The organism is Noviherbaspirillum denitrificans, from assembly GCF_002211445.1.
Lineage (GTDB): Bacteria > Pseudomonadota > Gammaproteobacteria > Burkholderiales > Burkholderiaceae_D > Noviherbaspirillum > Noviherbaspirillum denitrificans.
This window is the reverse complement of the sequence record NZ_LSTO01000001.1, coordinates 3,693,771-3,701,436: the sequence shown is the minus strand read 5'-3', so window position 1 is coordinate 3,701,436 and position 7,666 is coordinate 3,693,771. Positions and strand designations below refer to the sequence as shown.

At 63.0% G+C, this 7,666-nt stretch carries 9 protein-coding genes; 7 read left to right on the top strand and 2 right to left on the bottom strand.

All coding sequences use genetic code 11. The features are described 5' to 3' along the window. The first annotated feature begins 63 nt into the window (after nucleotides 1-63). The 7 genes from AYR66_RS17925 (at nucleotide 64) to panB (ending at nucleotide 5,700) form a co-directional block, all read left to right on the top strand. Complete coding sequence (locus tag AYR66_RS17925; protein WP_088708639.1) at nucleotides 64-1,149, top strand: AI-2E family transporter; 1,086 nt, start codon at nucleotides 64-66, stop codon at nucleotides 1,147-1,149. Continuing rightward, nucleotides 1,146-1,832, top strand: a complete 687-nt coding sequence (hda, locus tag AYR66_RS17920) for a DnaA regulatory inactivator Hda (RefSeq protein WP_088708638.1) — start codon at nucleotides 1,146-1,148, stop codon at nucleotides 1,830-1,832. Before AYR66_RS17925 ends, hda begins: the two co-directional genes overlap by 4 nt. Then, on the top strand, nucleotides 1,829-2,500 hold the full coding sequence (locus AYR66_RS17915; protein ID WP_088708637.1) for a histidinol-phosphatase: 672 nt from the start codon (nucleotides 1,829-1,831) through the stop codon (nucleotides 2,498-2,500). Before hda ends, AYR66_RS17915 begins: the two co-directional genes overlap by 4 nt. Next, a complete protein-coding gene (gene pcnB, locus AYR66_RS17910; protein ID WP_088708636.1) occupies nucleotides 2,493-3,860 on the top strand; it encodes a polynucleotide adenylyltransferase PcnB in 1,368 nt (455 codons plus the stop codon). Before AYR66_RS17915 ends, pcnB begins: the two co-directional genes overlap by 8 nt. After that, nucleotides 3,857-4,330 (top strand): 2-amino-4-hydroxy-6-hydroxymethyldihydropteridine diphosphokinase, encoded by a 474-nt coding sequence (folK, locus tag AYR66_RS17905; RefSeq protein ID WP_088708635.1) that lies wholly within the window; start codon nucleotides 3,857-3,859, stop codon nucleotides 4,328-4,330. The genes pcnB and folK overlap by 4 nt, the downstream gene beginning before the upstream one ends. A 10-nt stretch (nucleotides 4,331-4,340) precedes the next feature. After that, the gene (locus tag AYR66_RS17900) at nucleotides 4,341-4,688 is read left to right on the top strand and encodes a DMT family protein (protein WP_088708634.1); all 348 of its coding nucleotides are present in this window, start codon (nucleotides 4,341-4,343) and stop codon (nucleotides 4,686-4,688) included. 181 nt (nucleotides 4,689-4,869) lie between these two features. Beyond that, a complete protein-coding gene (panB, locus tag AYR66_RS17895) occupies nucleotides 4,870-5,700 on the top strand; it encodes a 3-methyl-2-oxobutanoate hydroxymethyltransferase (RefSeq protein WP_088708633.1) in 831 nt (276 codons plus the stop codon). Between the two features lie 3 nt (nucleotides 5,701-5,703). Here the strand turns inward: panB and can are convergent, their stop codons facing one another. Continuing rightward, nucleotides 5,704-6,372, bottom strand: a complete 669-nt coding sequence (gene can, locus AYR66_RS17890) for a carbonate dehydratase (RefSeq protein WP_088708632.1) — start codon at nucleotides 6,370-6,372, stop codon at nucleotides 5,704-5,706. A gap of 152 nt (nucleotides 6,373-6,524) precedes the next feature. Beyond that, nucleotides 6,525-7,664 (bottom strand): molecular chaperone DnaJ, encoded by a 1,140-nt coding sequence (dnaJ, locus tag AYR66_RS17885; protein WP_088708631.1) that lies wholly within the window; start codon nucleotides 7,662-7,664, stop codon nucleotides 6,525-6,527. Between the last annotated feature and the right edge of the window lie 2 nt (nucleotides 7,665-7,666).

The window sequence follows — 7,666 nt, the reverse complement described above, 5'->3', positions numbered from 1 at the left end:
TGGCATTCCAGCCGAAAACAAACCGCTATTTTAACAAACCCGCCCCGTCCAACCCGCCGAAACATGCCTTTTTCTTTCAATCCGGAGCAGAAACAGACCGTGCTGTGGCTGGCGGTCGGGCCGGTGCTGGTGGCATTGCTGGTCTATCTCGGGCCGGTTCTCGCTCCCTTCATCGCCGCCGGCATACTGGCGTACGCCCTCAACCCGGCTGTTGACTGGTTGTCATCAAAACGGATCGGCCGGCTGCCTTTCCCGCGCAGTTTTGCCGTAATTCTGGTGCTGCTACTGTTGCTAGCAGCGATCCTGGCGCTGATCCTGGTGGTCTTGCCGATCATGCAAAAGCAGATTCCGCTTCTGCAGGAGAAGATTCCCGGCGCCCTGTCGCGCCTGAACGCCTTCCTGTCGCCCAAGCTGCAAGACATCGGCATCCGCGTCCGCCTGGATGAAGTCGGCATCAAGCGGCTGGTATCCCAGTATTTCGCCACCAGCAGCGACGAGATCTGGAGTTCGGTACTCGCCTCGGCCAAGGTTGGCAGCGCCGCCGTGCTCGGCTGGATCGCGACGCTGAGCCTGATTCCGATCGCGCTGTTCTACCTGCTGCTTGACTGGCACGCCGTTTTGGCGCGCGCGCAGAACGTCATCCCGCGCCGCTGGGTCGGCCAGGTGGTGGGCTTCGGCCGGGAAGTGGACGGCCTGCTGGCGCAATACCTGCGCGGCCAGCTTGCCGTGATGCTGGTGCTGTCGCTCTACTATGCCGGCGCGCTGGCGATGTTCGATTTCGACGTCGCCGTCCCGGTCGGCGTGATCACCGGCCTGCTGGTGTTCATCCCCTACCTTGGATTCGGCCTCGGGCTGGTGCTGGCGCTGATTGCGGCGGTGCTGCAGTTCGAGGGCCTGCACGGTGTGCTCGTGGTCGCCGGCATCTACGGCGCCGGCCAGGTGATCGAAAGCTTTTTCCTGACGCCGCGCCTGGTCGGCGAGCGCATCGGCCTTCATCCGCTGACCGTGATCTTCGCGCTCATGGCCTTCGGCCACCTGTTCGGTTTCGTCGGCGTGCTGCTGGCCCTGCCCGCGTCGGCCATCCTCGCGGTCGCGCTGGCCCACCTGCGCACTCAATACATCAATAGCAGTTTCTATCGTCAGTCATGAGGCAAATGCTGCTCGACCTGGGGGCGGAAAAACCGCAGACCTTGGATACTTTCGTCGTCGGACACAATGCGGAGCTGTCGCAGCTGCTGCGCCGGTTTTCACAGTACGCGTCCGGCATGCCGGGCGAGCGTTTCGTCTACCTGTGGGGCGAAGCCGGCGCCGGCAAGTCCCACCTGCTGCATGCGCTGGCCGCGGTGCCGGGCGCGCGCTACATTCCAGCGGGCGCCGACGACAGCGAGTACCTGTTCGACGAGGGCACGCGGCTGTACCTGATGGACGACTGCCAGCTGCTGTCGCCTGATGCGCAGATTTCCGCGTTCGCGCTGTTCAACCAGGTACGCGAGAACGACGCGCTGCTGGTCAGCGCCGGCGACAAGCCGCCCGCCGGCCTCGCACTGCGCGAGGACCTGCGCACACGTCTCGGCTGGGGCCTGATCTACCAGCTGCACGGCCTCACCGACGACGAAAAAATCGCCGCTTTGACACAGGCGGCGCAGGCCCGCGGCATAACATTGTCGCCGGGCGTGTTACCCTATCTGATCACCCATTTCCGCCGGGATATGCGGTCCCTGTCCTCCATGCTGGACGCGCTCGATCAGTATTCGCTGGAGACCCAGCGGCCGATCACGCTTCCGCTGTTGCGCAGCCTGCTGCAGCTCGAAGGAGAACCGAAGTCACAATGAATCTCGCTTTATTCGACCTTGACCACACCCTGATACCGCTCGATTCGGATTACGAATGGGGCCAGTTCCTTGTCCGCATCGGCGCCGTCGACGCGGACGAATTCGCAAAGCGCAACGCGGCGTTCTACGCGCAATATGAAGCCGGCTCGCTCGATCCGGTGGAATACCTGGAATTTGCACTCGGCACCCTCGCGCAGTTCCCACGCAAGCAGCTCGACGCCTGGCACCGGCAATTCATGGATGAGGTCATCCTGCCCGGCATCCGCCCCGCGGCGACCGACCTTGTGAAGGAGCACCTGCGCGCCGGCGACCAGGTAGCCATCATCACGGCGACCAACCGCTTTGTCACCGAACCGATCGCGAAAGTCTTCGGTGTCGACACCCTGATCGCGGCGTTGCCGGAAACCACCGCCGACGGCGAAATCACCGGCAAGCTGGTCGGCATCCCGACCTCCGGCAAGGGCAAGGTCACGCATATGAATGCATGGCTCGCCTCCCAGGGAAAATCCCTGGGCAGCTTCCCGCGCAGCTATTTCTACAGCGACTCGCAGAACGACATCCCCCTGCTGTCGGCCGTCACCCACCCGGTCGCCACCAACCCGAACGCCTTGCTCAAAGCCCATGCAGAAGCGCAAGGCTGGCCCATCCTGACATTGTTCGATGATTAAAAAGCTTATCAAGCGCATTCTTGGCGGCGGAAAGAAGAAGGCCGAAACCGCCAATCACCTGCCGGTGGTGCTCGGTCCGCAAGAGCACCGCATCAACCCGCAGCTGCTGTCGTCCCACGCCGTGCGCGTCACCCAGACCCTGCAGGAAAACGGCTTCAAGGCTTTTGTCGTCGGCGGCGCGGTGCGCGACCTGCTGCTCGGCGTGAAGCCCAAGGATTTCGACGTCGCGACCAACGCCACGCCGGAACAGGTCAAACGCCTGTTCCGCCGCGCCTTCATTATCGGCAAGCGTTTCCAGATCGTGCACGTGATGTTCGGCCAGGAAATCATCGAGGTCACGACCTTCCGCGGTGCCTCGTCCGACAATGCGCCCAAGGACGAACACGGCCGCGTGCTGCGCGACAACACCTTCGGCGAACAGCATGAAGACGCCGCACGCCGCGACTTCACGATCAACGCGATGTACTACGACCCGGCGTCGCAGACAGTGCTCGATTACCACGACGGCATCGCCGACATCCGCAGCAAGACGCTGCGCATCATCGGCGCCCCTGAGGCGCGCTACCGCGAAGACCCGGTGCGCCTGCTGCGCGTGGTGCGCTTTGCCGCCAAGCTCGGCTTCACCATCGATCCTGCCACGCGCGAGCCGATCCAGGTGATGGCACCGCTGATCAACAACGTGCCGGCGGCCCGCGTGTTCGACGAAATGCTCAAGCTGCTGATGAGCGGCCACGCGCTCGCCTGCCTGCAGCAACTGCGCAAGGAAGGCCTGCACCACGGCCTGCTGCCGCTGCTCGACGTCGTGCTCGAGCAGCCGCTGGGCGAGAAGTTCGTCACGCTGGCGCTGGAGAATACCGACGAGCGCGTGCGCCAGGGCAAGGGCGTGTCGCCCGGCTTCCTGTTCGCGTCGCTGCTGTGGCACCAGGTGCTGGAAAAGTGGAATGCCTACAAGGCCGCGGGCGAATTCCCGATCCCGGCACTGCACCTGGCGGCCGACGACGTGCTGAATACGCAGACCGAAAAGCTCGCACTGCAGCGCCGCATCGCGACCGACATGCGCGACATCTGGGCGATGCAGCCGCGCTTCGAGCGCCGCACCGGCAAGTCGCCGTACAAGCTGCTGGAGCACATGCGCATGCGCGCCGGCTACGACTTCCTGCTGCTGCGTTGCGCATCCGGCGAACTCGATGCCGAAGTCGGCGAATGGTGGTCCGATTTCATTGCCGCCGACGGACCGGGTCGCGAGGAGCTGCTGGCGAAGAAGCCGAGGGCCGAAGGCGACGCCTCCGCACCGAAGAAGCGCCGCCGCCGCAGCCGCAGCCGAAACAAGTCCGCGCCGATCGAGGACAGCGCCACATGACGATGTGCCATATCGGCATCGGCGCCAACCTGGGGGATGCGCGGGATACGGTCAGGCAAGCCATTGAGCGCATCGGCGGGCTTCCGCACACCCGGCTTGCCGCGCAGTCCAGCCTGTTCAACACGGCGCCGGTGGACGCCGGCGGCGACGACTACGTCAATGCCGTTGTGAAAATCGAGACCGCCCTGGAGCCGGAGGACCTGCTGCAGGCACTGCGCTCGATCGAGCAGGACTTCGGCCGCGAACGCCCCTTCCGCAATGCGCCGCGCACCTTGGACCTCGACATCCTGCTGTACGGCGACCGTGTCATCGGCACCGACACGCTGACCGTGCCGCATCCGCGCATGACGCAGCGCGCCTTCGTGCTGATTCCGCTGCTCGAGGTCGATCCCTTCATTACCATTCCGGGACATGGGCCAGCCCATGCGTTCGTGCCCAATGTCGCCGACCAGGCCATCCGGAAAATCTGAGCCTTACCCCATGCAAATACCTGTCGTCGCGCAAACCGTGGGTTTGCTCACCATGTCGAATGTCTTCATGACCATCGCCTGGTATGGTCACCTGAAGAGCCTTTCCAGCAAACCGTGGTGGATCGCCGCCATCATCAGCTGGGCCATCGCGCTGTTCGAGTACCTGCTGCAGGTGCCGGCCAACCGCATCGGCTACACTGAAATGAGCCTCGCGCAGCTGAAGATCATGCAGGAAGCCATCACGCTTACCGTATTCGTGCCCTTTGCGATGATCTACATGAACCAGCCCTTCAAGCTCGACTACGTCTGGGCAGGCCTGTGCCTGGTCGGCGCGGTATATTTCATCTTCCGCACCTGAGTCTCGGCCGGCTTCAAGAAAGTTACAGCCGTTTCTTTTATCATTACGACGCCGCTCCGCTGCCGGCCGTCACAACGGCGATCCCGAACACGGCCGATGGCGAAGAGGATTTCAACCTGCCGGTACGACGCATCATAGAAATGCGCGGCCGCCAGGAATTCATCAACCTTGGGGAAAAACTATGTCGGGATATCTGCAAGAAAGCGAACCGGCGATCCGCAGCAAGGCCGTTACCGCGCCCTCGCTGCTTGCCATGAAGAGCGCCGGTGAAAAAATTGCCATGCTCACCTGCTACGACGCCAGCTTCGCGGCGCTCATGGACAAGTGCGGCGTGGACGTCTTGCTGGTGGGCGACTCCCTCGGCAACGTCTGCCAGGGCCACAGCTCCACCCTGCCCGTCACGCTGGCCGATATCGCCTACCACACGGCCTCGGTTGCCCGCGGCAACCACACCGCGCTGCTGATTGCCGACATGCCCTTCGGCACCTATGCGACGCCGGAATCGGCGTTCGACAATGCAGTGAAGCTGATGCAGGCTGGCGCGCAGATGGTCAAGCTGGAAGGCGGCGCGTGGCTGGTGGAGACGGTAAAATTCCTTACCGAGCGTGCGGTGCCGGTATGCGCCCACCTCGGCTTGACGCCGCAGTCAGTCCATCAGCTGGGCGGGTTCAAAGTGCAGGGAAAAACCGCGGAAGGCGCGGAAAGACTGAAAGCCGATGCACTCGCGCTGCAGGAAGCCGGCGCATCGCTCCTCGTATTGGAAGCCATTCCGACCGCGCTCGGAAAGGAAGTCACCGACATGCTGGCGATGCCCACCATCGGCATCGGCGCGGGCCCGGATTGCTCGGGCCAGGTGCTGGTCATGCACGACATGCTCGGTGTATTCCCCGGCAGGAAGGCACGTTTCGTGAAGAACTTCATGGACGGCCAGACCAGCATCGAAGCGGCGGTCCGTGCCTACATCGCCGCGGTCAAGGACAAGTCCTTCCCCGCGGCGGAACACTGCTTCTAATCGTTAATTCTCATAGCGCGCGAGGCTCTCCGGGAGCTTCGCCGCGAGATCCTCTGCATTGCTGACGGTCAAACCAAGATCGCGCAGCAAACCATCCTTCAGGCCGTAGATCCAGCTATGGATCGTCAGCGACTGGCCGCGCTCCCACGCATCCTGCACGATGGTCGTCTGGCAGACGTTCGACACCTGTTCGATCACGTTTAGTTCACACAGGCGGTCCTGCTTGACGCCGAGCGGCAGCGCCTCGCCGAGGTAACGCTCGTGCTTCTGGTGCACATCCTGCACGTGGCGCAGCCAGTTGTCGGCAAGGCCGATGCGGCGGCGCGCCAGCGCGGCATGCACACCCGAGCAGCCGTAATGGCCGCAGACGATGATGTGCTTCACGCCCAGCACGTCGATGGCGAACTGCAGGACGGACAGGCAGTTCAGGTCGGTATGCACGACCACGTTGGCGACGTTGCGGTGCACGAACAGCTCGCCCGGCAGCAGGTTGACGATTTCATTGGCGGGCACGCGGCTGTCAGCGCAGCCGATCCACAGGTATTCTGGCGATTGCTGGCCGGCGAGTTTCTGGAAGAAGGACGCGTCATTGGCCACCATGGCGGCGGCCCATTCGCGATTGCTCTGGAACAGGTGTTCCAGCATGACGGATTGGGATTCGTTCTGGCTCATCTTGTCTCGATCGAAATTTGGTGCACTGCGGCACCGCGCATTATACAGAGGACAAGCTTTCCGCCTTCAAAGACCGCAGCGCCAGCAGGGTCGGAAAGAAAAAAGCCGCTGTCCATTTGAACAGCGGCTTCTCGTCCAGTCATGCGTTCGGCTTATTCGAAGAATTCCTTGACCTTGTCTTTCCAGGATTTGCTCTGCGGACTGTGCTTGGAGCCGCCTGCACTGGTTAAATTCTCGAACTCCTGCAGCAGTTCCTTCTGGCGGTCGGTCAGCTTGACCGGCGTTTCAACCACGACGTGGCAGAAGAGGTCGCCGGCATAACCGGAACGCACACCCTTGATACCCTTGCCGCGCAGGCGGAAGGTCTTGCCGGACTGCGTACCTTCGGGCAGCGTGAAGGATGCCTTACCGTTGAGCGTGGGCACTTCGACTTCGCCTCCCAATGCAGCCTTGGCAAACGAAACCGGAATCTCGCAATGCAGGTCGTCGCCGTCACGCTGGAACACGGTGTGCGGCTTGATCCGGATTTCCACGTACAGGTCACCCGGCGGGCCGCCGTTCATGCCCGGCTCACCATTGCCGGACGAGCGGATGCGCATGCCATCATCGATACCGGCGGGAATCTTCACTTCCAGCGTCTTGTTGCGCTTGATGCGTCCCGCGCCGCTGCATGTCGGGCAGGGATTCGGGATCATCTTGCCGGTGCCGTGGCACTTCGGACAGGTCTGCTGGATGCTGAAGAAGCCCTGCTGCATGCGCACCTGGCCCTGGCCGCCGCAAGTGGTACAGGTGGTCGGCGATGTGCCCGGCTTGGCGCCGGAGCCGTGGCAGGTGTCGCACTCGTCCCACGACGGCACGCGGATCGTGGTGTCGTAACCGTGCGCTGCCTGCTCGAGGGTGATCTCGAGGTTGTAGCGCAGGTCGGCGCCCCGGTAGACCTGGGGACCGCCACCACGGCCGCCCCGCGCGCTCTGGCCGAAGATATCGCCGAAAATGTCGCCGAATGCGTCGGAGAATCCGCCGAAGCCGGCACCGCCTGCGCCGAAACCGCCGCCGCCCATGTTCGGGTCGACACCGGCATGGCCGTAACGGTCATAGGCTTCTCGCTTGCCCGCGTCGGAAAGCATCTCGTAGGCTTCCTTGGCCTCCTTGAACTTCTCTTCCGCACCCTTGCTGTCCGGATTGCGGTCCGGATGGTACTTCATCGCGAGCTTGCGATACGCCTTCTTGATTTCTTCCTCGGAGGCGTTCTTCGCTACACCCAGAATCTCGTAATAGTCACGCTTTGACATCT

Bases quoted from the DNA above. Each gene is read 5' to 3' on its own strand.
- folK (WP_088708635.1), top strand. From the start codon at position 3,857: ATGACGATGTGCCATATCGGCATCGGCGCCAACCTGGGGGATGCGCGG.
- AYR66_RS17925 (WP_088708639.1), top strand. From the start codon at position 64: ATGCCTTTTTCTTTCAATCCGGAGCAGAAACAGACCGTGCTGTGGCTG.
- can (WP_088708632.1), bottom strand. From the start codon at position 6,372: ATGAGCCAGAACGAATCCCAATCCGTCATGCTGGAACACCTGTTCCAG.
- hda (WP_088708638.1), top strand. From the start codon at position 1,146: ATGAGGCAAATGCTGCTCGACCTGGGGGCGGAAAAACCGCAGACCTTG.
- pcnB (WP_088708636.1), top strand. From the start codon at position 2,493: ATGATTAAAAAGCTTATCAAGCGCATTCTTGGCGGCGGAAAGAAGAAG.
- AYR66_RS17915 (WP_088708637.1), top strand. From the start codon at position 1,829: ATGAATCTCGCTTTATTCGACCTTGACCACACCCTGATACCGCTCGAT.
- dnaJ (WP_088708631.1), bottom strand. From the start codon at position 7,664: ATGTCAAAGCGTGACTATTACGAGATTCTGGGTGTAGCGAAGAACGCC.
- AYR66_RS17900 (WP_088708634.1), top strand. From the start codon at position 4,341: ATGCAAATACCTGTCGTCGCGCAAACCGTGGGTTTGCTCACCATGTCG.
- panB (WP_088708633.1), top strand. From the start codon at position 4,870: ATGTCGGGATATCTGCAAGAAAGCGAACCGGCGATCCGCAGCAAGGCC.